Source organism: Micromonospora sp. C51 (genome assembly GCF_018070435.1).
Taxonomy (GTDB): domain Bacteria; phylum Actinomycetota; class Actinomycetes; order Mycobacteriales; family Micromonosporaceae; genus Micromonospora; species Micromonospora sediminimaris.
Map to the genome: position 1 here is coordinate 164,150 of NZ_JAGPXQ010000007.1, position 23,564 is coordinate 187,713.

Annotated in this window: 21 protein-coding genes; 12 read left to right on the plus strand and 9 right to left on the minus strand. The window is 71.0% G+C overall.

All coding sequences use genetic code 11. The annotated features are described in order from the left end of the window. Positions 1 to 51: 51 nt before the first annotated feature. From KBX50_RS11370 to KBX50_RS11395, 6 genes are all read right to left on the minus strand, one after another. Positions 52 to 1,419 (minus strand): sugar ABC transporter substrate-binding protein, encoded by a 1,368-nt coding sequence (locus KBX50_RS11370; protein WP_210936928.1) that lies wholly within the window; start codon positions 1,417 to 1,419, stop codon positions 52 to 54. Positions 1,420 to 1,476: 57 nt separating this feature from the next. Further along, positions 1,477 to 2,238, minus strand: coding sequence for a DeoR/GlpR family DNA-binding transcription regulator (locus tag KBX50_RS11375; RefSeq protein ID WP_210936930.1), 762 nt, complete (start codon positions 2,236 to 2,238; stop codon positions 1,477 to 1,479). Positions 2,239 to 2,460: 222 nt separating this feature from the next. Then, complete coding sequence (locus KBX50_RS11380; protein WP_210936932.1) at positions 2,461 to 3,222, minus strand: hypothetical protein; 762 nt, start codon at positions 3,220 to 3,222, stop codon at positions 2,461 to 2,463. Then, complete coding sequence (locus tag KBX50_RS11385; protein WP_093402170.1) at positions 3,212 to 3,730, minus strand: sigma-70 family RNA polymerase sigma factor; 519 nt, start codon at positions 3,728 to 3,730, stop codon at positions 3,212 to 3,214. Before KBX50_RS11385 ends, KBX50_RS11380 begins: the two co-directional genes overlap by 11 nt. Positions 3,731 to 3,811: 81 nt before the next feature. After that, on the minus strand, positions 3,812 to 4,486 hold the full coding sequence (locus KBX50_RS11390; RefSeq protein WP_210936934.1) for a hypothetical protein: 675 nt from the start codon (positions 4,484 to 4,486) through the stop codon (positions 3,812 to 3,814). A 144-nt stretch (positions 4,487 to 4,630) separates the two neighbouring features. Next, positions 4,631 to 5,044, minus strand: coding sequence for a hypothetical protein (locus KBX50_RS11395; protein WP_210936936.1), 414 nt, complete (start codon positions 5,042 to 5,044; stop codon positions 4,631 to 4,633). A 394-nt stretch (positions 5,045 to 5,438) separates the two neighbouring features. On the opposite strand from KBX50_RS11395, the gene KBX50_RS11400 reads away from it, so the two are divergent. From KBX50_RS11400 to KBX50_RS11420, 5 genes are all read left to right on the plus strand, one after another. After that, a complete protein-coding gene (locus tag KBX50_RS11400) occupies positions 5,439 to 5,792 on the plus strand; it encodes a DUF4212 domain-containing protein (RefSeq protein ID WP_210936938.1) in 354 nt (117 codons plus the stop codon). Further along, positions 5,789 to 7,474, plus strand: a complete 1,686-nt coding sequence (locus KBX50_RS11405) for a sodium:solute symporter family protein (RefSeq protein WP_210936940.1) — start codon at positions 5,789 to 5,791, stop codon at positions 7,472 to 7,474. The genes KBX50_RS11400 and KBX50_RS11405 overlap by 4 nt, the downstream gene beginning before the upstream one ends. A gap of 284 nt (positions 7,475 to 7,758) precedes the next feature. Beyond that, on the plus strand, positions 7,759 to 8,985 hold the full coding sequence (locus KBX50_RS11410; protein WP_210937041.1) for a multidrug effflux MFS transporter: 1,227 nt from the start codon (positions 7,759 to 7,761) through the stop codon (positions 8,983 to 8,985). Positions 8,986 to 9,038: 53 nt separating this feature from the next. Next, positions 9,039 to 10,376 (plus strand): SWIM zinc finger family protein, encoded by a 1,338-nt coding sequence (locus tag KBX50_RS11415; protein WP_210936942.1) that lies wholly within the window; start codon positions 9,039 to 9,041, stop codon positions 10,374 to 10,376. Then, positions 10,373 to 13,006: a DUF6493 family protein gene (locus KBX50_RS11420; RefSeq protein ID WP_307870918.1), complete on the plus strand. Its 2,634-nt coding sequence runs from the start codon at positions 10,373 to 10,375 to the stop codon at positions 13,004 to 13,006. Before KBX50_RS11415 ends, KBX50_RS11420 begins: the two co-directional genes overlap by 4 nt. A gap of 141 nt (positions 13,007 to 13,147) precedes the next feature. Here KBX50_RS11420 and KBX50_RS11425 read toward each other — a convergent pair whose 3' ends face one another. From KBX50_RS11425 to KBX50_RS11435, 3 genes are all read right to left on the minus strand, one after another. Beyond that, on the minus strand, positions 13,148 to 15,409 hold the full coding sequence (locus KBX50_RS11425; protein ID WP_210936944.1) for a catalase: 2,262 nt from the start codon (positions 15,407 to 15,409) through the stop codon (positions 13,148 to 13,150). 103 nt (positions 15,410 to 15,512) lie between these two features. Beyond that, the gene (locus KBX50_RS11430) at positions 15,513 to 16,010 is read right to left on the minus strand and encodes an SRPBCC family protein (RefSeq protein WP_210936946.1); all 498 of its coding nucleotides are present in this window, start codon (positions 16,008 to 16,010) and stop codon (positions 15,513 to 15,515) included. Next, on the minus strand, positions 16,007 to 16,369 hold the full coding sequence (locus KBX50_RS11435; RefSeq protein ID WP_210936948.1) for a metalloregulator ArsR/SmtB family transcription factor: 363 nt from the start codon (positions 16,367 to 16,369) through the stop codon (positions 16,007 to 16,009). The genes KBX50_RS11430 and KBX50_RS11435 overlap by 4 nt, the downstream gene beginning before the upstream one ends. Positions 16,370 to 16,540: 171 nt before the next feature. On the opposite strand from KBX50_RS11435, the gene KBX50_RS11440 reads away from it, so the two are divergent. From KBX50_RS11440 to sthA, 7 genes are all read left to right on the plus strand, one after another. Next, positions 16,541 to 17,248, plus strand: coding sequence for a DUF998 domain-containing protein (locus KBX50_RS11440; RefSeq protein ID WP_210936950.1), 708 nt, complete (start codon positions 16,541 to 16,543; stop codon positions 17,246 to 17,248). 7 nt (positions 17,249 to 17,255) lie between these two features. Continuing rightward, complete coding sequence (locus tag KBX50_RS11445) at positions 17,256 to 18,431, plus strand: sensor histidine kinase (protein ID WP_247673488.1); 1,176 nt, start codon at positions 17,256 to 17,258, stop codon at positions 18,429 to 18,431. 2 nt (positions 18,432 to 18,433) lie between these two features. Further along, complete coding sequence (locus KBX50_RS11450; RefSeq protein ID WP_210936951.1) at positions 18,434 to 19,159, plus strand: response regulator transcription factor; 726 nt, start codon at positions 18,434 to 18,436, stop codon at positions 19,157 to 19,159. A 109-nt stretch (positions 19,160 to 19,268) separates the two neighbouring features. Then, complete coding sequence (locus KBX50_RS11455) at positions 19,269 to 20,228, plus strand: TIGR03557 family F420-dependent LLM class oxidoreductase (RefSeq protein WP_210936954.1); 960 nt, start codon at positions 19,269 to 19,271, stop codon at positions 20,226 to 20,228. Positions 20,229 to 20,341: 113 nt separating this feature from the next. Next, on the plus strand, positions 20,342 to 20,734 hold the full coding sequence (locus KBX50_RS11460; RefSeq protein WP_210936956.1) for an SCO5389 family protein: 393 nt from the start codon (positions 20,342 to 20,344) through the stop codon (positions 20,732 to 20,734). Between the two features lie 156 nt (positions 20,735 to 20,890). Continuing rightward, positions 20,891 to 21,862 (plus strand): ATP-binding protein, encoded by a 972-nt coding sequence (locus KBX50_RS11465; protein WP_210936958.1) that lies wholly within the window; start codon positions 20,891 to 20,893, stop codon positions 21,860 to 21,862. A gap of 130 nt (positions 21,863 to 21,992) precedes the next feature. Beyond that, positions 21,993 to 23,396 carry a Si-specific NAD(P)(+) transhydrogenase gene (gene sthA / locus KBX50_RS11470; protein WP_210936960.1) on the plus strand — a complete coding sequence of 468 codons (1,404 nt, stop codon included), beginning with the start codon at positions 21,993 to 21,995 and terminating at the stop codon, positions 23,394 to 23,396. Positions 23,397 to 23,564: the final 168 nt, after the last annotated feature.

A 23,564-nucleotide genomic window follows, 5' to 3' on the forward strand; every position in this document is an offset into this window, starting at 1 on the left:
CGCCTCGGGGGCAGGGCCGGGGCCGGCCGGTCGACCGGCCCCGGCGGGCGGCTACCGGTGGTTGCTGGCGGCTTCCTCGGCCAACCGCTGGCCGTCGGCGAGCGCCTGGTCGACGGTGGTCTGGCCGGCGATCGCGGCCGACACCTCCTGCGACACCTTCGTGCCCAGGTCGGCGAACTCCGGGATGCCGACGAACTGCACGCCGAGGGCGGGCCTCGGTTGCACCCCGGGACTGACCGGGTCGGCCTCCTGGATGGACTTGAGCGTGATGTCGGCGAACGCCTCGGCGGACTGCCGGTATTCGGCGATCTCGTAGGTGGACTGACGCTTGCCCGCCGGCACCCGGGACCAGCCGAGTGACGAGCCGACCAGCTTCTCGTACTCCTTGCCGGTGGCCCAGGAGATGAACTTCCAGGCGGCGTCGGCGTTCTTCGTGGTCTTCGGCATGGCCAGAGCCCACGCCCACAGCCAGCCGGACGATTCGGTCTTGTTGACCGGCGCGTACGCGTAGCCGACCTTGCCGGCGACGGTGCTGGCGTTGGGGTCCTCCAGGGTGCCGGCGGCGGAGGTGGCGTCGTACCACATGGCGGCCTTGCCCTGCCCGAAGGTGTTGAGGCACTCGGTGAAGCCGGACTGCGGCGCGCCGGGCTGGCCGTGCTCGCGCAGCAGGTCGACGTAGAACTTCGTCGCCTCGGTGAACTCGGGCGCGTTGACCTTCGGCGTCCAGTCCTGCTCGAACCAGGTGCCGCCGAAGGTGTTCACCACAGTGGTCAGCGGGGCGAACAGCTCACCCCAGCCGGGCAGCCCGCGCAGGCAGATCCCGGAGACGCCGGTGGCGTCGTCGTCGAGCTGTTCGGCGAATTCGGCCACCTGCTGCCAGGTCGGCCGCTCCGGCATGGTCAGGCCCTCGGCGGCGAAGAGTTCCTTGTTGTACATCAGGAACGACGACTCGCCGTAGAACGGGGCGGCGTAGAGCTTGCCGTCGGTGCCGGAGAGCGAGGCGACCATCGGCTCCAGCAGGTCACCCTTGTCGTACGCGGTGTCGGCGTCCGCGTACGAGCTGAGTTCGTGCAGCCAGTCGTTCTGCGCCCAGATCGGCGCCTCGTACGCCCCGATCGTCGCCACGTCGTACTGGCCGCCCTGGGTGGCGACGTCCTGGGTGACCCGGTCGCGCAGCTCGTTCTCCGGCAGGATCGTGAACCGCACCTCGATTCCGGTGTCCTTGGTGAAGTTGTCGGCGGTGACCTTCGCCAGGTCCTCCATCTGCGGGTTGCCGACCATCAGCACGGTGATGGCGGTGCCGTCGCTGGAGGAACCACCGCCCGCTCCGGAACAGGCGGTCGAGACCAACGTGACGGCGAGGACGGCGGCGAGCGCGGCCGGCCCACGCCGTCGACGAGGAGTTCGTGTTTCAGGCACAGCGAACCTCCATGGTGGGGTGTGGTGGTGAGGGAAAGGTGGGTCGGACGGCGGCGCTCAGACGCGCAGCACCACCGGGCCGAGCAGTGAGTAGCGGTGCGCCTCGGACGCCGGCAGTGCCGTGTCCGTGACGATGGTGTCGACGTCCGCGACGTCGGCGAAGCGGCAGAAGCTGTGCCCACCGAACTTGGTGTGCACCCCGGCGAACACCACCCGCCGGGACACCGACATCACCTGGGCCTTGACGGCGGCCACCGCCGGGTCGGGCGTGGTCAGCCCGTGCTTGCGGGAGATGCCGTTGGCCCCGATGTAGGCCAGGTCGATGACGAATCCGGCAAGCATCCGGGTGGCCCAGTGGTCGACGGTGGCCAGGGTCCGACCACGGACCCGGCCGCCGAGCAACAGCACGGTGAGGCTCGGGTACGCGGCCAGCGCCGCCGCGGTGTGCAGGGAGGCGGTCACCACCGTCAGTGGGCGGTGGGTGGGCAACGCCTCGGCGATCAGTTGCGGGGTGTAGCCCTCGTCGATGAACACCGACTCGGCGTCGCCGAGATGTTCCACCGCCGCGGCGGCGATCCGTCGCTTCTCCACGACCATCCGGGTGGCCCGGGTCTCCAGGGTCGTCTCGAAGCGGGCCGTCTCCACCGGGTACGCCCCGCCGTGGGTGCGGCGCACCAGCCCCTGCTGGGCCAGCAGGCTCAGGTCGCGTCGAACGGTTTCCGGCGCCACGCCCAGGTCGGCGGCGAGCTTGCGCACGTCGACGTCGCCCTGACGGCGAGCCAAGGTGAGGATGTGCTGCCGGCGCTGGGTCGGGTCCACCTGCACACCTCCGTTCGGCTCGGGTGCTTTTTTGTAACACTGATGAACGGCAGGTGACCCCGGTCACCTGCCGTTCAATCCAGTGGATTTGGTGACCGGCTTCCACCGCCGAACGGGCAGCTCATAACCGTCACAGACGGCAAACCACCACAATTGCGGTGCCCGTTTCGGGGCACGACCTGCCCGACCGGTACCCGCGCTGCCCGCTCGGGCAGCGACCGGTCATCCCGGCGCCGCTCCGTTGTCGACCAGCCGGAACCGCGTGGTCAGTGGTGCGTCGCCCAACTCCTCCAGGATCAGGCCACGGGTCGGTGAGTTCTGCAGGTAGGCCGAGTGGCTGCTGATCGCGTACGTCGGCTCGCCGCCGCGTTGCCCGTCCCGGACGATGGCAAACTGCTGCCTCGGCTCCTCCGGCGCACAGGCGGCCGCGACCACCCGCAACGGCTGACTGCCCGACGACCGCACCTCCCAGCAGGTGTCGGTCGGTTCGTCGCCCCGCTCGGCGGCCCGGACCAGATAGGTGTCGGGTCCCTGCGGCGTGACCACGAACAGCTGGCGACCCTCGTCGCCGTCGACCTCGGCGAGGCGACCGTCGGCGAGCAGGGAGAGCCCGCCGCTCTGCTCGGCCGCTCGGACGATCGTCAGCTGCCGCCGCCCCGACAGCAGCGGATCGTTGCTCGACGGACCGCCCGGCGGACCGGACGTGCCGGCCGGGTCGGGACTGGCCGACGCGGCGGCCGGCGGTGTCGTCGGGCCGGCCGGGCCGACGGGTAGGGAGTCCGGGCCTCCGGCGGGACGGGCCAGGACCGCGCCGGCACCGAGCAGACCCACGAGTACGGCGCCCAGGGCGGCGGAAGCGGTCCGTCGGCGACGACGTCGGGTGTCGCCCCGACGTCGGATGTCGACGGCGGCCGGCACCCTCCCCTGCCGGCCGTGCCCGGCCAACGCCCGCAGCGCCTCGTCGAGATGCGGCTCAGGACCCATGACTGCCTCCCCCGCCGGTGGTCTCGTATGCGTCGTCGCTCAGGTGCGCGGCGAGGGCCCGACGCCCCCGGGCGAGCCGCGTCTTGACGGTGTTCACGTTGCTGCCGATCTCCGCCGCGATCTCGGTCACGCTCAGCCCGACCAGGTGGTGCAGGACCACCACCCGCCGCTGCTCGGCGGAGATGCGTCGCAGCGCCGACACCACCGCCACGTGATCGACCGAGGTCGGCTCGACCTGCTGGCCGGCCATCTCCCGGCGGTGGGCACGGAGCCGGTTCACCGTCTTGCGCCAGGCGCTCACCGCAATCCGGTACGCGACCCGGCGCACCCACGCCTCCGGGCTGTCGCACTCCCGCACCGACGCCCAGCGGTCCCAGGCCCTGGCGTACGCCTCCGCCACCGCGTCCTCGGCCTCGGCCCGGCTGCCGGTCATCGCCGCCAGGTGACCCAGCACCCGCTGCGCCGACGCCGAGTAGAAGGCGTCGAACTCCTCAGCGTCGCGTTTCACTCACGTTCCCACCCGTACTGTCGCTGCTGGTCGTGGCCGGACGACACCCCCGGGACCGGTACCCGGGGGCGTGACGGCGCCCTACCTCCGGGGTGCCGGTCCGGTGTCGGTGAACCGGAAGCTACTCGCCGGCGGGGCATCCCCCAACTCCTCCATGATCAGGCCGGATCGTGCGGAGGTCCGCAGGTAGGCCCACCGGTTGCTGATCAGGTACTCGCGGGGACCACCGTCGGCCACCGCGGTGATCTCGAAGCGCTGGGCGGGGTCGTCGGCCCGGCAGGCGGCGCCCCGCACGTGGAGCGGCCGGCTGTCGCCCGGGTTGCGCACCTGCCAGCAGACCGGCTGCCCGGTACCGCCACCGTGGTACGCCTTGACGAGGAACTGTCCCGAGCCCACCGGCGTCGGCACGAACACCTGTCGGCCCCGGTCGTCGTCCACCTCGGCCAACCGGCCGCCGTCGAGCAGCGCCAGCCCCGACTCGAAGGCACCGACCCGGACAATGGTGATCCGACGCTTGCCGGACAGCAGCGGGTCCGCCGCCGCCGTGGAGGGTGGCGGTGCTGCCACCGCCGCGCCCGCCGGGGCGTCACCGGGCGGCGGCGTCCGTCCCGCTGTCACCTCCGCCGGAGCGTCCACGGGCGTCGCCGCCGCGCGCGCCGGCTCGTCGCCGGAGGCCGGACCCATGCTGTACACCGCGACGGCGGTGCCGGTCAGCACCACCAGGCCCGCAGCGGCGAGCCACCTACCCAGCGACACGATTCCTCCCGAGCTGTTCGGCACCGGGGTCAGCCGCCGGGTGGCGGGCAATCCTCGGTCGATTCAGCGGGATGACGCGCACGGGCGGCGGAAGGTTTCACGGCTCGGCCGGATCTCTCGTCTCCGGCTCGGCGCGGCCGGCGGTCAGCTCAGTTTGACCAGGCGCATGCCGGTGCGGATCAGGACCACCGCGCCACCGGCGGCCATGATCAGGCCGATGCCGGGCATCAGTTGCCCCCAGGCACCGGTGCTGGCGCTGAGGCTGATCAAGCGGGCCACCTGCCAGCCGACGATCGCGGCGACAACCAGCCCGGGGATCAGGCTGTGCGCGATGGCCACCTTGCGGTACGGCAGCAGGGCACCGGCGACGGCCAGGAACGCCATGCTCAGCGTCCAGAGACCGGGACCGGCTGCGCCGGAGAGCGAACCGAACGGCGTGATGACCCAGGGCAGCAGCGAGCCGACCAGCGCGAGCACGCCGCCGACGATCATGCCGAGACTGCCGGCGTGGAAGACGCGCCGGCGAACCGGGGCGGCGGTGGATGCGGTGTCGGCCATGTCCGGATGCTAGGCGCTCGGAACCGTTGATCGAACGGGCCGATCGGTGAGCGGTCGGGCGGGGTCGGTGGGCGGACGGGCCGGGGCCACAAAAAACCGCGAAAGCGGATGATACGGCGCTCCGGTTCGGCCCACTCGACCGTTCGCGGGGTCCAACGGACCGCTCAGCGACCGGAGGCCGCACCTGACGGATCAACTCTTGCCTGGCCAGGCTGCGTCACGTTCGCTTCCCAGACCAAAGGTGTGACCGACCGCACAACCACGTCGAGCAGTACGGCGACGCGGCTGGGCGGGTCGGGCCACGGCACCAGCACCGCGTCACCACCAACCGGGCGCCGTGTCGCAGGCCCCTCGCCGGATCTACCGGTTCCATACCGACTAGGAGGCTCCAGACATGACCGAGGTAACCCCCGATAAGGAGACCCGTGGCGGTGAACCGCCACCGGCGGCACCACCACCGGCTTCCCCGCCGGACAACAGCTGGCGCAAAGAATACTGGAGCCGCAATCTGCGGCTCATGGTGATTCTCCTGGCCATCTGGTTCGTCGTCTCGTTCGGCTTCGGAATCCTGCTCGTCGAACCACTCAACAACATCGTCATTGCCGGATTCCCGCTCGGGTTCTGGTTCGCCCAGCAGGGATCGATCTACGTCTTCGTGATCCTGATTTTCGTGTACGCGAAGATGATGGATCGCCTCGACAACCAGTTCGGTGTTGACGAGCAGGAGACTGAGGGGGCTGACAAATGAGTCAGATCCAGATCTGGACCCTCATCTTCATCGTCGGCTCGTTCGCCGTCTACCTCTACATCGCCTGGCGCAGCCGGGTGAAGGAGACCGCCGGCTTCTACGTCGCCGGCCAGGGCATTCCCACCATCGCCAACGGTGCGGCCGTGGCCGCCGACTGGATGTCGGCCGCGTCGTTCATCTCGATGGCCGGCCTGATCGCGTTCCTCGGCTCCGACGGCACCATCTACCTGATGGGCTGGACCGGCGGCTACGTGCTGCTGGCCCTGCTGATCGCCCCCTACCTGCGCAAGTGGGGCAAGTTCACGGTGCCCGAGTTCGTCGGTGATCGGTACTCGGAGACCGTCCGCACCATCGCCGCGGTAGCCGCGATCATCATCTCCTTCACCTACGTGGTCGGGCAGATGCGCGGTGGCGGCATCGTCTTCAGCCGGTTCCTGAAGCTGGACGTGACCCAGGGCGTCATCCTCGCCGCGGTGATCATCGGTCTGTACGCGGTGCTCGGCGGCATGAAGGGCATCACCTGGACCCAGGTGGCGCAGTACACGGTGCTGATCGTCGCCTATCTGATTCCCGCCTTCGCGGTGGCGCAGCAGATGACCGGAATTCCGATCCCACAGGTGTCGTTCGGGCAGATCCTCGCCGAACTCGACGCGATCAGCGTCGAGATGGGGTTGAACCAGTACACCGAGGCGTTCGCGGCCCGGCCACAGATCGACGTGTTCCTGGTGACGATGGCGCTGATGATCGGCACCGCCGGTCTACCGCACGTCATCGTCCGGTTCTACACGACGAAGACCGTACGCGGTGCCCGCTACTCGGCGTTCTGGGCGCTGTTCTTCATCGCCCTGCTCTACACCACCGCCCCGGCGGTGGGCGCCTTCACCAAGCTGAACCTGCTCCAGGACGTCAACGGGGTGTCGGCCGACGCGCTGCCCAGCTGGATCGAGAACTGGGCGGCGACCGGGCTGGTCACGGTCAGCGACGGCGCGACGACAATCAACACGGTCAGCAACAGCCCGACCTCCGGGGCCGACCTGATCGTCAACAACGACATCCTGGTCCTCGCCAGTCCCGAGATCGCCGGCCTGCCGGCGCCGATCGTGGGTCTGGTGGCGGCCGGCGGCATGGCCGCCGCGATGTCCACGGCGGCCGGCCTGCTGCTGGTGATCTCGTCGTCGTTCTCGCACGACCTGTACTTCCGCCGGGTCAAGCGGGACTCCACCGACAAGCAGCGACTGCTCGCCGGTCGGATCGCCATGGGCCTCGCGGTGCTGATCGCCATCTACGCCGGCATCAACCCGCCGGCGTTCGTGGCGCAGGTGGTCGCCTTCGCCTTCGGCCTGGCGGCGTCGACCTTCTTCCCGGCCATCGTGCTCGGCATCTTCTGGAAACGATGTAATGCCACCGGCGCGGCGGCCGGCATGGTGACCGGTCTGATCTTCACCGCCAGCTACATGATCTACACGCTGCCGGTGTTCGGCACCGCGGCCAACCCGCACATCTTCGACATCAGCCCGGAGGGCATCGGCACCATCGGCGCGATCGTCAACCTCGTCGTCACCGTCGTGGTGTCGAAGATGACGGCGCCACCGCCGGACGAAATCGTCGAGATGGTGGAGAGCATCCGCTACCCAGCCGCCCGGCGGGAGGTGACCGCCGGCACCGCCGCCGACGCCGCCTGACCCACCTTCTACCGAGAACCACCGGTCGCCGGTCCCACCATCGACGTTGGGGCCGGCGACCGGCCGTGGGCGGTACGCGACGGCCTGCGCTGTCGGTCCGACGAGCAGGTCGCAGGTGTGAGGTGGCTTACCTCTGGATCAAGAGGGAATCAGCGCAGCGGAGGTGGGTTGCAGCCAGGTATGAGCATCGCACCACATCCCGCACCGTCCCACGGGCGGGAGACCTCCCGGTGAGCGGCGTCGACACCGCCGCGCCGTCGGCCGCGCTGATGCCGGGCGACCTGATGAGCCGCCGCCAGCGCCTCCGCCTCATTCTCGTCCTCGGCTCGCTGATCGCGGTGGGCCCGCTCACCATCGACATGTACCTTCCGGCGTTGCCCTCGATCGTCGACGACTTCGGCACCACCTCGGCGGCGGTCCAGCTGACGCTCACCGGCACCCTGATCGGCCTCGCCCTCGGACAACTGCTGATCGGTCCGCTCTCCGACGCCGTCGGCCGGCGGACACCGCTGATCGCCGGTACCGCACTGCACATCGTGGCGTCCGTGAGCTGCGCTCTCGCCCCGAACATCACCGTGCTCGGCGCGCTTCGGGTGATCCAGGGCCTGGGCGCGGCGGCGGCAGCCGTGATCGCCATGGCTGTGGTCCGCGACCTGTTCAGCGGCGCGGCCTTCGCCCAACTGCTGTCCCGCCTGTTGCTCGTGATGGGTGCCGCTCCGATCCTCGCGCCGACCCTCGGCAGCGAACTGCTGCGGTGGACCCAGTGGCGCGGCGTGTTCGCCGCCCTCGCGGTCTTCGGCGTACTGCTGCTGCTGATCGCGATGCTGGGCCTGCCGGAGACGTTGCCGCCGCTGCGGCGTCAACGCGGCGGGGTGCTGCCCACCGTCCGGCTCTACGGCGCACTGCTGCGTGACCGCGCCTTTGTCGGGCTGGTGCTGGTGGCCGGGCTGGCCATGGCGGCCCTGTTCGCCTACGTCGGCGGCTCCTCGTTCGTCCTACAGGAGCGGTACGGACTCGACGAGCAGCAGTTCGGGCTGGCCTTCGGCGCCGGGGCGGTCGGCCTGATCGCGGCCACCCAGGGCAACGTACGGCTGCTGCGTCGCTGGTCCCCGCAACGGATCCTGGTGACCGCCCTGATCGTGGGCTCCGCCGCCAGCGTGCTGCTGCTCGGCCTCGCCGCGACCGGGATCGGTGGCCTGCCGGCCCTGCTCGCGTCGCTCTGGGTGGTGCTCGCGGCTGCCGGCCTGGCGCTGCCGAACGCCCCCGCGCTGGCCCTGACCCGACACGGCGAGGCGGCCGGCACCGCCTCCGCTCTGCTCGGCGCGGTGCAGTTCGGCATCGGGGCGGTGGCCGCTCCGCTGGTGGGCGTGCTCGGCACCGGTGCCGTGGCGATGGCCCTGGTGATCGCCGGCGGGATGGTCTCGGCCCTGGTCGTGCTCGTCGTGGTGGTCCGTCCCGACCAGCTGGCCGTGCCGGAGCCGGCGGAGGCGATGGCCGTCGCCGCCCACTGAGGACTCCCGGCACGGCGCTCCGGTGTCGGTGGGTTGCACTACCGTGCGGCGGCGTGAGCGTAGTCCAGACGTACCGGTATCTCGCCCCCTCCACTCTCGCGCAGCGATCACTCGCCCTGCAGACCAGCGGCGGTCCCGCGCCGAATCCCCGCTTCTTCACCGGTTTTCTCACCACTGGTCAGGCAGCCGCGGTGGGTCTGCTGGCCGTGGCCGAGGTGGCCCGCACCCGCTACCACCGGCCGGTCAGCCCGGCCAGCCTCGACCCGGTGGTCACCGGCAGCCGCGACAGGCTCCGCTTCGAATCCTTCTCCGGCTGCTGCGGGGTGTACGCGCGGCTCGACGTGCTGCCCGCCGGGCTCGACGGTGACGTGTCCGAGCACGGCACCACGAACGTCGACGTGAACACCCCGCTGCGCGAGGCACTGGCCCGGGTCGGTGGTCTGGATCCGCTGCACCTGTCGGTCGGTCCCGACGATCTGACCGTCTCCACACTGGACGGCGCGGTGGTGGAGAAGAAGGTGCCGCTGCCGGCGCGCTGGCTGCGCGGCTTCGCCGAGGTGCAGGTCCTCGCGGCCCGGTTCGAGCCTCGGGCGGAGCTGCCGGCCGCCGAGGCCAGCGCCTTCCTGCGCCGGCTACCCAGGGGCAGCGAACGGTCGGTGCTCTGGGTGGTGCCGGCCGGCCGGTCCCTGCGGCTGACCTCCCGCCCCGTCCCCGGAGCGGTCTGCCTGGCCGGGGCCGGCCGGCTGGTCGCGCTGCAACCGATGCTGCGCTTCGCGAAAACCCTCCGGGTGTACGGGCCGACGGTGGCTCCCGGCGCCACCCCGGCCCCGAGCGTCTGGGAACTGGACACCGGCGCGCTGCGGCTGTCGCTGACCCTCTCCCCCGAGCCGTACCGGGGTTTCTCCGGCGAGGGGGCCGCTCTCGCCGCGCTCGCCGGAGACGATGTCGTCGACGACGCCGACCTCATCTCCGCCCTGCTCTCCTGGGATCCGACCATCGAGCCGGACCGGCTGGCCGAGCAGGCCGGCATCGACGCGGAGCGGGTCCGGGGCGCACTGGCCCAGCTCGGCACCGCCGGACGGGTCGGCTACGACGTGGCCGAGGCGGCGTACTTCCACCGGGTGATGCCGTATGACGCCGGCCGTGCCGAGCGGGACAACCCCCGGTTGGTCGGTGCGCGGGCGTTGCTCGACGCCGAGGCGGTGCAGCTCGACGGCACGGCAGCGACGGTACGCAGCGGGGACCAGGTGTACCGGGTCCGGCAGCTGCCCGACGGCGGGCTGACCTGCACCTGCCCCTGGTGGGCGAAACACCGGGGGCAACGCGGGCCGTGCCGGCACGCCCTGGCCACCCGGATGCTTACCACCGAACGGGTCGAGGAGCGGGTGTGACGCGGCCGGAGCAGCGCACGGTACGGCGTCGCCGGGAGTTGGCGGCCAGCGGCACCAGCGACCTGTTCGACCTGGTGAGCAGCGGTGACGCCGATTCGGTCGCGGCAGCGCTGGAGGGCTTACCGGAGCAGCGCCGCCGGGAGATCGGCGTCGAGCTGACCGCCTGGTTCAAGCAGCGTGACCGGGAGACCTGGTGGTCGGCCGGCACCGGGACCGCCCTGGCGGTCGCGGTGGTCGGCTGCCTGCCCACCGCGGCTCAGGCCGCGGCGATCCTCGGTCGTCCCTCGGTCAACCCACACGGTCGGCGCGCGGCCGAGCTGGTCCGTCGGGCGGCGCAGGAGCGGGGCATCGACTGGCTCGTCGACCTGGCCCACCGGATCGCCGCCCGGTTCCGTCAGGACACCTGGGTCGGCCGGTGGCATTTCGTCGCCTTCCTGCTGCACGCCGAGGGTGGCGCGCCGCCCACCGACGACCGGTGCGTGCAACTGTGGTTGACCGGGGTCGAGGCCCCGGACCGGTTTCACCAGGGCCAGGCGGCGCCAGTGGTCGACCGGCTGCGCGACGATCCGTTCCTGGCCGCCATGCTGCCCCGGCTGTTCGAGGTCGACGGCATCGGCGTCCAGATGATGTTCGTCGCCGCCCACCACAACTGGGACGATCCGGGCCAGCCCGCCCTGCCGGCCGCCCTGGCCCAGCTCGCCACCGAGGGGGTGGTCGACCGGGTGATGCTGCTCGACGGTTCGATCAGTCGGCTGCTGCGCGGCGACCGGCCCGCCGCGCTGCGCGCCTTCACCACCCTGCTCGACCAGCTCGCGCCGACCACCGCCGAGGTCACCGCCCGGGTCACCGACTACCTGCGGCTGCTCGTCGACGCTCCCGCGCCGGTGGCCACCATGGCCCAGAAGGCGCTGCGGAAACTGCCCGAGCTGGAGCTGGAATCGATCCTCGACGCCGCCCGGCAGATGCTCACGCGACCCGACAAGAAACTTGTCAGGACCCAGCTCACCTGGCTCGACCAACTCGCCCGCCAGCACCGGGACCGGGCCGCCGAGATCGGCGAGGTGATCGCGGTGGCCGGCGAGCATCCGGCGGTGGAGTTGCGGGAACGGGCGGCGGCGCTGGCAGCCCGGCACGGTGTCGCGCCGGCACTGGTCATCCCGGCGCTGACCCGCCCACGCGGCGACGACCTGTCCCCGCCCGCGCCGCCCGCACCGGCCCCCGACCCGATCAACGACGTGGACGAGTTGACCGAGGAGGTCGCCGCCCTGCTGGGCACGCCGTACCAGGGGGCACCCCTGGAGCGGATCCTCGACGGGCTGGTCCGGCTCACCGCAGCCGACGGGCACCGGGTACGCGCCGCACTCGACCCGGTGATCGAGCGACGGCACTGGTCGTGGGCCAACGAGCACCGTTGGGATCCACTCTGTCTCTGCGAAACGGTGGTCGAGGTGTTCGGCAGCGCCGGTGTCGGCCGCACCGACCGGCGGCGGGAGCGGTGGGAGAAACTCCTGACGGCGGTACACCGGCCCGACGCGGTGCCGGAGCTGGCGGTCACCGATCCCAAGGTGCCGCCGGTCCACCGGCTGTTGCGTGTCCGGTTGGCCGAGATCGGCGCGTACCTCAATGAGCCGGGACAGTCCGGCCTGCTGGCACTGCCCACCTCGACCAACGGCCTGCTCGACCCGATGGCGCTCCTGGAACGGCTCACCGCGCTGGGTCACCGGGAGCCGGGCCACTGGGATCTCACCCAGGCGCTGCTGCGGTTGCCGACCGACGTCGACGAGACCCTCGCCGCGAAGGCGGCGGCGCTCGGCACCGCAGCCGGCCAACGGCTCGCCGGGTGGCTACGCGACGGCGGCCTACCGCAGCCGGTCATCCGGTCCCGCACCGTCACCCGCGACTCCCGGCGGGGCAACCGCCACTGGGAGTGGGCGTACATGCCGGCCGAGCGGATCCTGGTCGAACTGGCACCACCCACCGGTGCAGTCGACCGGTACGGGCTGCTCACCGCGCCGGCCACCCCCCTCGGCGGCGACCACTCCGGCTGGGTGCACCTGTGGCCGTCGCTGCTGCCCAGCCACCGGGGCGCGGTCACCGCGTACGCCCTGCCGCTGGTCGCCGGTGCTGCGGACATGGACGAGCGCGGCGGCGCGGCGGTGCTGCCCCTGCTCGCGGAGGTCGGTGGCCCGGGCGGGGTGGCCCTCGACCTGGCGTTGGCCTACGGTCTCGGCGCCCGGCACGGCCCGGACCGGGTCGCGACGGTGGACGCGCTGCTCGCCCTCGCCGCCGCCGGTGACTTCGACGCCGCCGGCACCGGGGAGCAGCTCGGCACGCTGGCCGCCCGGCAACTGGTGAAGCTGTCCCGGGTCGTCGAACCGCTGCGCGACGCGGCGCAGGCAGGCGCGCCGCTGACCGTGTGGCGGCTGCTCGCCGCCGCGCTCCCGGCGGTACTGGCCGCGCCCACGCCACCGCGTGGCGTACCGGACCTGCTGACCCTGGCGGCGGAGACGGCCACCGCGACCGGCGTCCGGATCGACGTACCCGGCCTGGCCGACCTCGCCGGACGGGGCGGATCCAGCCGCCTGGTCACCGAGGCCCGCCGCTTGCACCGAGCGCTCGCCGGCGCGTGAGCTGAATACTCGACCGTCCACCTTCTCCGGCCCCCGAGCCGACGGAAGCAGGACGACCCAGGGCGCCATGTCGGGCAGACATGATCGCGTCTGCCCGACATGGCGCCCTGGGTGGGAAACCCTGACCGCCCGGCCGCTCGGTCAGCTCAGTGGGCTGGGGAACCGGTCCCAGACCCGGTGGTCGGCCATCAACTGCTGGACGGCGGTCAGGACGTCGGTGGCGGATTCGGCGGTGACCACGCCCGGCGAGCCGGTGACGCCGGCCTGCTCCAGCACCGCGACGCCGGTCCCCCAGGCACCGATGGCCTTGGCGTGCCGCCAGCACTCCTCGACCATCAGCAGCACCCGGGGGTCGATGGCGTTCGAGCCGGCCGCGCCCGCCTTGGCGTCGCGAGCCGGCACCGCGTCCGGGGCCGGCACGGGTGCCGAGGCGAGCAGGAGCGCGTCGAGTTCGACCGAGCGGCCGGTGGCGAAGCTGCGTTGCGCGGGCAGGTCGCCGATCGTCCCGCCGTGCGGCGCGATGAGCAGCGGCACCATGTCGGCGGCGAAGACCGCCGCGCGGACCGCCCGGACGCTGTCGAGGTCGGCCTCGGGGTCGACGATGATGCCGACCATCCGGCCGTCGGCCGGCCACTGCCGCCCGACCTGGGACAGCGCGGGGCTTGGCTCGACGTCGGCCAACGGCACGGTCGGCTCCGGCGCGGGCAGACCGAGGCCGGTGGCCACCTGGGCGCAGAGCACCGGGTCGATGTTGGCCAGGCACTGGAGCTGCCGTTCCTTGATCGCCTGGTGGTAGCACTTGCCCAGTTCGAAGGTGTACGCCCTGACGATGTGTTCCCGCTCGACCGGGGACATGCTGAGCCAGAACAGGCGGGCCTGGCTGAAGTGGTCGTCGAACGAGGCCGGGTTGGCGCGTACCTTGGGGGCCTGCGCGACCTGCACGGGCACGTCGACGAACGCGTTGTCGTCGTCGCCGGCGGGGAACGGGTTGCCGCCGTCCAGCGAGTTCGGCCGGTACGGTGCCACGCCCGCGTGCACGGCCTGCTGGTGGAAGCCGTCGCGCAGCATGTCGTTGACCGGGGCGTGCGGCCGGTTGATCGGGATCTGCGCGAAGTTCGGCCCGCCCAGGCGGGTCAGCTGCGTGTCGACGTACGAGAAGAGCCGTCCCTGGAGCAGCGGGTCGTTGGTGACGTCGATGCCCGGCGGCAGGTGCCCCACGTGGAAGGCGACCTGCTCAGTCTCGGCGAAGAAGTTCGTCGGCGTGCGGTTCAGCGTGAGCTTGCCGACCGGCTGCACCGGTGCGAGTTCCTCCGGCACGATCTTCGTCGGGTCGAGCAGGTCGATGCCGGCGAAGGTCTCCTCGGGCGTGTCGGGGAAGATCTGAAGACCGAGTTCCCACTCGGGGAACGCGCCGGCCTCGATGGCGTCGTAGAGGTCACGCCGGTGGAAGTCCGGGTCCATGCCGCCGAGCAGTTGGGCCTCCTCCCAGACCAGCGAGTGCACGCCCAGCTTCGGCTTCCAGTGGAACTTGGCCAGCACCGTCTCGCCCGCCGCGTTGACCAGTCGGAAGGTGTGGACGCCGAAGCCCTCCATGGTCCGGTAGGAGCGGGGGATGCCCCGGTCGGACATGTTCCACATGGTGTGGTGCTGGGCCTCGCTGTGCAGCGAGACGAAATCCCAGAAGGTGTCGTGCGCGCTCTGCGCCTGCGGGATCTCACGGTCGGGATGCGGCTTGCCGGCGTGGATGATGTCGGGGAACTTGATGGCGTCCTGGATGAAGAAGACCGGCATGTTGTTGCCGACCAGATCGAAGGTGCCCTCGTCGGTGTAGAACTTCGTGGCGAAGCCCCGGGTGTCGCGGACGGTGTCGGCCGAGCCCCGGGAACCGAGCACCGTGGAGAAGCGGACGAAGACCTCGGTGGTCCGCCCCTTGGCCAGGAAACCCGCCCGGGTGACCGCCTCGGCGGTGCCGTACGCGGTGAACTCACCGTGCGCGCCCGCCCCGCGGGCGTGCACCACCCGCTCGGGGATCCGCTCATGGTCGAAATGGGTGATCTTCTCCCGCAGGTGGTGGTCCTGGAGCAGGACGGGCCCGCGCGGGCCGGCCTTGAGGGAGTGGTCGGTGTCCCGTAGCCGCGCACCCTGCGCGGTGGTGAGGAAGGCGCCCTGCTGGCCGTTGGCGGTGGCCGGCGCGCCGGTCTCGGCGCCGGTCGGCGTGCGGGTCTGCGGGGCACCCTGTTCGGGTTTCGGCGGCAGCGGCTCGTGCGGCGTCGTCGGCTCGTCGCGCGGCGGCGGGGCGCTGCCCGGCGCACCGGGCACCTGCGGGGTGAGAGCGTCGGTCACCTTCTCCGCCGCGGCTTCCACGACGCTCCTTACCGCCTCGGCGGGGTTGCGGGCGTTCATCTTGACAGGTACCTCCCTGGGGCACGAGAGCCAGATGGCCAGGGCGGTACCCGGGGAAGACCGAGCAAAACGGAGCGAATGGCGCGGATGTGGGTATCTTCGATCACTCCGGCCGCAGGTGCTCGTAGTACGCCTTCATCGGCGGGTGGTAGTCGTCGAACGACGGCAACGCCGCGTCGTCGCGGGCGGCCACCAGACAGTCGAGGTAGTACTCCCAGCCCGGCCCGACCTCGCCGATACCGGTGGCGTCGTCGAGGTGGTGGACGAAGCGCAGCTCGGTGCGCTCGCCGTGCGAGGTCAGCAGCAGTTCCAGCACCCAGTGGCCGTACTCGTCGCGCATGGACACGGCCAGCCGCCGGGGCGGCTCACACGCGTCGATCCGCAGATCGGACCAGGGCGCGTCCTCCTCCATTGCCATCTGGACCCGGACGGTGCGGCCCGGTCCAGCGTCGCCCTCCCAGGGGCCGAACCATCGTGCCGTGCGTTCCGACTCGGTGAGGCTGGCCCACACGTCGTCGATGGGGGCGGAAAAGGTGCGGGTGAGGACCAGGTCGACGCCGTTCTCGGCGCCGAAGAGTCGGCCGGTCGGTACACGGGTCATGCGGTGCGCTCCTGTGGGGCGGATGGCGAGTCGCCGGTGCGGCGATCGCGGCGGGCACGGTAGACCTCGGTCTCCAGGGCGTCGAAGCGACGTTCCCAGAGATCGGTCCGGGTGAACGGGGTCAGCCACCGGACCAACTCGGCGAGCCGGGTCGGATCCAGTTCGTAGAACCGCTGGCGGCCGACGACGGCGTCGCGGACCAGGCCGCTCTCACGCAGTACGCGCAGGTGCCGGCTGATCGCCGGGCGGCTGATCTCGAACTCCTCGGCGATCCGCCCGGCCGGCAGCTGACGCTCGCGCAGTAGTTCGAGGATGCGCCGCCGCACCGGGTCCGCGATCGCGGCGGCCACGTCGTCCACCGCTAAAGCGTAACCGACGAGTTACGTTTTTGTCCGGCACCCGGTGACGCGAAACCTACTGCGATCGGTGTACGGCCTACTCCATCTGGGGTGGGCAGCGGAGACCACGTCGAGACGACGCGCCCACCACGCTCCTCGCCGTAGCTTCGGTCACCCGACGAGGAGGTACCGATGCCCGTTCCGTACCCGCACAACCCCACCCGCGAGACAGGCCAACGGCTCGCCGCCGACGTCGCGCTCGTCGGGCTGCTCCTGCCCGTGGCCGCCATCGCGGCGGCCGACGCAGTCAACCCGCAGTGGAGCTGGATCGAGCACATGGCCAGCTACTTCGTGCATGGCCGAGCCGGCTGGCTCATCCCGACCGCGGGTGTCGGCTTCGCCGTCAGTGCGGCGCTCCTGATCTTCCTCGTCGTCCGACTCACCGCGGCGCGGGCCACCGGCGGCTCGCCGACCGGCGAGCGGCTCGGGTTGTGGCTACTGGGCGTCTGGGCCGCGGGGATGCTGATCGCAGGCGTGTTTCCGGCCGACCCGCCTGGTCACTGGGACCGCCCGCCATCGACCGCCGCCATGGTGCACGGCCTGGGTGGCCTGACCGCGTTCCTGGCTCTGCCCGTCGCCGCAGTGCTACTCACCCGGACATGGCGTCGCGACCCGCGCTGGCAACCGGTGGCCCTGGGATTGACGATCGCCATGGTCCTGGTGCTGGCCGTATTCGTCGTGTTCGTGGTGACCTGGGTCGACGTGTTGGACGGCCCGGACCTCTCGGTCGGCTCGTGGTACACCGTCGTCGGGCTGGTCGAGCGGGCCATGGTGTGGTCGAACACCGGATGGCTCGTGGTGGCGGTGGTGGGACTGCGTCGGATGGCCCGGGACGGATAATCGACCGATGGTGGGAACGGACGCGACGATGGCGTACCCGGACACGAAGGCACACCCGGCGTCAGGTGGCCTCGGCAGCACCGTCCTCCTGGTCGTGACCACGGTCGCCGCCGTTCCGGCCGGGGTCGCACTCAGCGGCGGAGCGGTGACCGTGGCGGGCGCGTTGGCGCTGGCCCAGACACTCGCCGCGCTGCTGTTTCTGCGTACCCGGTGGCCCGTCGTCACCCTCGTCGCGTCGGTCGCGGCCATCGCCGCGTACCGCGGCGCCGGTCTGGTCGAGCACGGCTGGGTCTGGCCGGCGACAATCGCCTTCGCCGGGGCCGTGCTGGCCGGCCGGGTCGGTTGGGCGCTGATGACCGGAGTGGCTTTCCTGGCCTGGGCCGTCAGTTGGGAGGCGAGCGTCGGCGGACACACCGCGGAATGGATCGCGGTACGGACCGGCGGCGAGGCGCTCTGGTTGACGGTGGTCCTGACCGCTGCGCTGGCGTACCGCGACCGGCGACGCTGGCAGGACGAGGTGGCCGCTCGACTGCGACAGTCACGGCACGAACAGGAACTGGCGGCAGGTCGCCGCCGCGCCGAGGAACGGGTACGCATCGCGAGGGAACTACACGACGTCGTCTCCCACACGTTGGCCGTCGTCGGCGTACACCTCAACGTGGCGCTCGACGCGGTCGACTCGGCGCCCGGTGAGGCGCGCGACGCGCTCCGGCTGGCTCAGGCGGTACGCGGCCGGGCGATGGCCGACCTTGGCGCGCTCGTCGCGGTCCTGCGCGACGAGACCGCGCCAGCTGTCGAGTCACCGGTACCCGGGCTGGACGGAGTGGCCGACCTGGTCGAGCAGGTGCGAGCCGTGGGCCTGGGGGTGACGTTGCACGAGAACGGTGACCGGTCGGCGGTGCCGACGCCGGTGGCGCAGGCCGTGTACCGGGTGCTGCAGGAGGCGCTGACGAATGTCGTCCGCCACGCTCACGCCGCGCGGGTCGTGGTGACCCTGCGCTACGAACCGACCCGGGTCGCCGTCCACGTCCAGGACGACGGGACCACGACGCCTGAGATCACCGGTGGGCACGGCATCGACGGGATGCGGGACAGGGTGCAGGCGCTCGGTGGCACGATGACGGTCGGACCTGCGGACGGCGGAGGTTTCCTGGTGTCGGCCGTGCTCCCGGTGGCGAGGTGACGATGGCTGTCTCGGTGCTGATCGCCGACGACCAGCAACTGGTCCGCGCCGGCTTTCGTAGCCTGCTGAAGCGTGACCGGGGTATCGCCGTGGTCGGGGAGGCGTCGACCGGCGACGAAGCGGTGCGCGCCGCACGGGCGACGCGGCCGGACGTCGTCCTCATGGACATCCGGATGCCCGGCCTGGACGGCATCACGGCGACCCGGCAGATCATCGCCGATCCACGGCTGCCCGACTGTCGCGTCGTCATCCTCACCACCTTCGAGACCGACGAGTACGTGTTCGCCGCGCTCGCGGCCGGGGCGAGCGGCTTCCTCACGAAGGAGGTGGACCCGGACGAATTGCGCACCGCCGTCCGGGTGGTCGCCGCAGGCGAGGCGCTGCTGTCCCCCAGCGTCACTCGCCGGGTCGTGGCGCAGTTCGCCCACCGACCGGTCACCGGCGGCGACGGTGGTGCCCGGCTCGCGGTGCTCACCGACCGGGAACGTGACGTGCTGCGACTCGTCGCGGCCGGGCTGTCCAACGAGGACATCGCTCGCCGGCTGGTGATCAGCCCGTTGACCGCGAAGACCCATATCAGCCGGGCCATCACCAAACTCGGCGTCCGGGACCGGGTCCAGCTGGTGATCCTGGCGTACGAGACCGGCCTGGTCCGCCCGGGGAGCAACACAGGTGCCCCGGACGGCACGACGGGTTTCGATGCGGCGTTCGACCCGCCTCAGCCGTGAAAGCAGTGCTGACCTATGAGCACCCCGCGATGTCCCAGGATTAGCCCTCCGGACGGGCGAACTAGTGCAAAGGTGGCAGGGACCGGCAGGGTTCATATCGGGAGATCTGATGCGGATCGGGTACAAGCTGTCCAGTGAGGGCTTCGGGCCGAACGAGATCATCCGGCAGGCGGTGCGCGCCGAGCAGGTGGGGTTCGACTTCGTCGAGATGAGTGACCACTTCCACCCCTGGCTGGACAGCCAGGGTCACTCGTCGTTCACCTGGACGGTGCTCGGGGCGATCGCCGCCCGGACCGACCGGATCGAACTGGCGACCGGGGTCACCTGCCCGAGCGTGCGCTATCACCCAGCGATCATCGCTCAGGCCGCCGCCACGCTCGCCCTGGTCTCCGACAACCGGTTCACCCTCGGCGTCGGCGCCGGCGAGCGCCTTAACGAACACGTCGTCGGCCAGGGCTTCCCCAGCGCACGGGGGCGACACGAGCGGCTCCGCGAGGCGCTCGAGATCATCCGGTTGCTCTGGTCCGGCGGCTACCGGTCGTACGAGGGGAAGCATCTTCAACTGGACGATGCCCGGGTGTTCGACCTGCCCGACCAACTGCCCGTCATCGCCGTCGCCGCCAGCGGTGAGGCGTCCGTGACCATCGCCGCGGAACTCGGTGACGGGCTGTTCGCCACCGAACCCGAGGCCGACCTCGTGCAGACCTACCAACGACTCGGCGGACAGGGGCCCCGCTACGCCGAGGTGTCACTGGCCTGGGCGCCCGACGAGCAGCAGGCCGTGCGGGCGGCCTGGGAGACCAGCCGCTGGGCGGTCACCGGCTGGAAGGTGATGAGCGAGCTGCCGAACCCGGTGAACTTCGAGGCGGCCTCGCGCACCGTCACCGAGGACGACATCCGGCAGCAGTTCGCCGTCGGTCCCGGCCCGGACGCGCACGTCCAGGCCGTGCGGACGTACGTCGACGCGGGCTTCGACCACATCGTGCTGCAGAACGCCGGTCCCGACCCCGACGGCTTCCTCGACTTCTTCCAGGACGTTCTCGCCGCCCGACTGCGGTCCCTCGGCTGACCGGCGCATCTGCCGGCATCGCCGGTGTGGCGAACATTGACACCGCCGACAGTGACGTGATGTGCTCCGAGAGTAACGGTAATGACAACCGTGATCGTTAGCCGAGGAGGAGCATGTCTCTCACCGTGCCGCCGAGCCTGCTGCGGGCCGCCGAGTCCGGCCCCGTCGACGACGAGGACTTCGTGGCCTGCGTCCGCGAGTCATTGCCGTACGCCTGGCAGACCGTCAGCCGGGTGGCGTCGGAGCTGGCGTCCTCCGACGCCGAGTTCGCCGACAACGAGGTCCCCCCGCCCAGCGAGGCGGAACGGGGCCAACTGTTGCGCGCGTTGGCCAGTGACGCCATCCGGTCCAGCCTGGAGCGTCACTTCGGCATCAAGCTCGCCTTCCAGAACTGCCACCGGGTCGCGGCGTTCCGACCGTCCGCCGTCGACTCCGACACCTACCGCCGGTTCACCTCGGTACGGGGCCAACTGCTCAACCAGTCCCCCGAGCTGCGTGACTGCTGAACCGACGTGCTCGACCTCGCTCCGGCCGGCGATCCTCAGCCGTTCCCACCGACCTCGGCGAGTCAGGCGGCGGGTTCGGCGTCGGACCGCGAAGCGACCCGCTACCATGCCATTTATGGAAACGGTTCCCGTTAGCATCTTCGTGGAGGGATGCCGGTGAAGATCGCCTTCGTCGGAAAGGGTGGCAGCGGCAAGACCACCCTCGCCGCGCTCCACGCCCGCCACCTCACCGCCGAGGGACGCCCGGTGCTGGCCATCGACGCCGACATCAACCAGCACCTCGCGGCGGCTCTCGGTGGCCCGGCCGCGGCGGGCACGATGCGGCCGTTGAGTGAGCACCTGCCAGCGATCAAGGAGTATCTGCGCGGCGACAACCCGCGCATCGGCTCGGCCGCGCAGATGGTGAAGACCACCCCACCGGGGCGGGGCTCACGGTTGCTTCGGGTGGCGGAGGAGAACCCGATCTACGCGGAGTGCGTCGCCACCGTCGGTGGCGTACGGCTGGCGGCGACCGGCGAGTTCAGTGCCGAGGACCTTGGGGTGGCCTGCTACCACTCGAAGGTCGGCGCGGTGGAACTGCTGCTGAACCACCTGCTCGACGGCCCCGGCGAGTACCTGGTGGTGGACATGACCGCCGGTGCCGACTCCTTCGCCTCGGGGCTGTTCACCCGCTTCGACCGCACCTTTCTGGTCTGCGAACCGACTGTGCGCAGCGTCAGCGTCTACCGCCAGTACGCCGGCTACGCCCGCGACTACGGGGTGACGCTGTCGGTGATCGGTAACAAGGTCGAGGACGCCACCGATGTGGAATTCCTCCGTGAGCACGTCGGCGCCGACCTGCTGACCTGGATGAGCCGGTCGACGTACGTGCGCCGCGCCGAGCGCGGCACGGTCGGCCCGCTCGACGACCTGGAGGAGCCCAACCAGGCCGTGCTGAGCCTGATGTCCGAGGCTGTCGACGGCACCACCCAGGACTGGGCGGCGTTCACCAGGTGGGCCCACGAGTTCCACCGGCGCAACGCCGAGGCGTGGGCCAACGAGCGCGTCGGAGTCGATCTCACCTCCCAGATCGACCCGGACTTCCGCATGGGGCCGGCCGCTCTGGCCGGCGTCGTCGCCCACCCCTGAGGTGCCGCGCTGCCGGGCCGGCCGCGTCGTGCCCGGCAGCTCGCCGCCTTTGTTCCAACCTGGTTAACGTCACCTGCCGCGTACGCGACAGGTCTGGCGCCAGGCGCGACATCTTGCGACGCTGGTGATCGTGTATGACTACGACCTGTTGGTGCTGGGCTCCGGACCCAGCGGTCAGAAGGCCGCCATCGCCGCCGCGAAGCTGGGCCGGCGGGTCGGCCTGGTGGAGCGGCGCGACATGCTCGGCGGGGTGTGCATCAACACCGGCACCGTGCCGTCCAAGACCCTGCGCGAGGCCGTGCTCTACCTGACCGGCCTCAGCCAGCGGGACCTCTACGGCAGCAGCTACCGGGTCAAGGACGAGATCACCGTCAGCGATCTGGCCGCCCGGACCCAGCACGTCATCAACCGGCAGACCGATGTCATCCGTAACCAGCTGGCCCGCAATCGCGTCGCGATCATCACCGGCACCGGGCGGTTCGCCGACGCCAATTCGGTCTGGGTCGACGGCGACTCCGGCCGCGAATCCAAGGTCACCTTCGACAAGGCAATCATCGCCGCCGGCACCCGACCGGCCCGGCCCGACAGCGTCGACTTCGACGACCGGACCATCGTGGACTCCGACGGCGTCATCAACCTCCAGGCCGTGCCGCGCAGCATGGTCGTGGTCGGCGCGGGCGTGATCGGCATGGAGTACGCCTCGATGTTCGCCGCGCTCGGCACGAAGGTCACCGTGGTCGAACGCCGGGAGCGGATGCTCGACTTCTGCGACGAGGAGGTCGTCGAGTCGCTGAAGTATCACCTGCGGGACCTGTCCGTGACCTTCCGCTTCGGCGAGGAGGTGGCCTCGGTCGAGAAGCACCAGACCGCCGCGCTCTGCGTCCTCAAGAGCGGCAAGAAGATCGTCGCGGACACCGTGATGTACTCGGCCGGCCGGCAGGGCCAGACCGACGGGCTGGATCTGGCTGCGGCCGGGTTGACCGCGGACCGACGCGGTCGCATCGAGGTCGACGCGAACTACCGCACCGCGGCGGCGAACATCTACGCCGTCGGCGACGTGATCGGGTTCCCGGCGCTGGCCTCGACGTCGATGGAGCAGGGACGGTTGGCCGCGCAGCACGCCTGCGGCGAGCCGGACCGCCCGATGCACGAGTTGCAGCCGATCGGCATCTACACCATCCCGGAGATCAGCTTCGTCGGGAAGACCGAGGAGGAGCTGACCGACAGCGCGACCCCGTTCGAGGTGGGCATCGCTCGCTACCGCGAGTTGGCGCGCGGCCAGATCGTGGGTGACTCGTACGGCATGTTGAAGCTGCTCGTCTCGCCGGAGGATGGCCGGTTGCTCGGCGTGCACGTCTTCGGCACCGGCGCCACCGAGATCGTCCACATCGGGCAGACGGTGATGGGCTGCGGCGGCACGGTGAACTACCTGGTCGACACGGTCTTCAACTACCCGACGCTGGCCGAGGCGTACAAGGTGGCCGCCCTGGACGCCTCCAACAAGATCCGCAACATCACCCGGATCGACGGCTGACAACTCACCTTGAGTAACAGCAGACTCGCTGCGGGACCGTCACTTTCCGCGACGGCCGCGCGCACCTGACCACCTTCCCTTTCGCGCTTTGCTCTGCTTCAACCAACGCAAGCACGACTGAGCTGGGCATCCTCCGTGCTGATGAAGTCAGCCCGGCTCGACGGTCAG

Coding starts and splice junctions, on each gene's coding strand:
- KBX50_RS11405 (WP_210936940.1), top strand. CDS start 5,789: ATGAGTCAGATCCAGATCTGGACCCTCATCTTCATCGTCGGCTCGTTC.
- KBX50_RS11445 (WP_247673488.1), top strand. CDS start 17,256: ATGGTGGGAACGGACGCGACGATGGCGTACCCGGACACGAAGGCACAC.
- KBX50_RS11400 (WP_210936938.1), top strand. CDS start 5,439: ATGACCGAGGTAACCCCCGATAAGGAGACCCGTGGCGGTGAACCGCCA.
- KBX50_RS11380 (WP_210936932.1), bottom strand. CDS start 3,222: ATGGGTCCTGAGCCGCATCTCGACGAGGCGCTGCGGGCGTTGGCCGGG.
- KBX50_RS11430 (WP_210936946.1), bottom strand. CDS start 16,010: ATGACCCGTGTACCGACCGGCCGACTCTTCGGCGCCGAGAACGGCGTC.
- KBX50_RS11395 (WP_210936936.1), bottom strand. CDS start 5,044: ATGGCCGACACCGCATCCACCGCCGCCCCGGTTCGCCGGCGCGTCTTC.
- KBX50_RS11455 (WP_210936954.1), top strand. CDS start 19,269: ATGCGGATCGGGTACAAGCTGTCCAGTGAGGGCTTCGGGCCGAACGAG.
- KBX50_RS11440 (WP_210936950.1), top strand. CDS start 16,541: ATGCCCGTTCCGTACCCGCACAACCCCACCCGCGAGACAGGCCAACGG.
- KBX50_RS11460 (WP_210936956.1), top strand. CDS start 20,342: ATGTCTCTCACCGTGCCGCCGAGCCTGCTGCGGGCCGCCGAGTCCGGC.
- KBX50_RS11450 (WP_210936951.1), top strand. CDS start 18,434: ATGGCTGTCTCGGTGCTGATCGCCGACGACCAGCAACTGGTCCGCGCC.
- KBX50_RS11410 (WP_210937041.1), top strand. CDS start 7,759: ATGAGCCGCCGCCAGCGCCTCCGCCTCATTCTCGTCCTCGGCTCGCTG.
- KBX50_RS11425 (WP_210936944.1), bottom strand. CDS start 15,409: ATGAACGCCCGCAACCCCGCCGAGGCGGTAAGGAGCGTCGTGGAAGCC.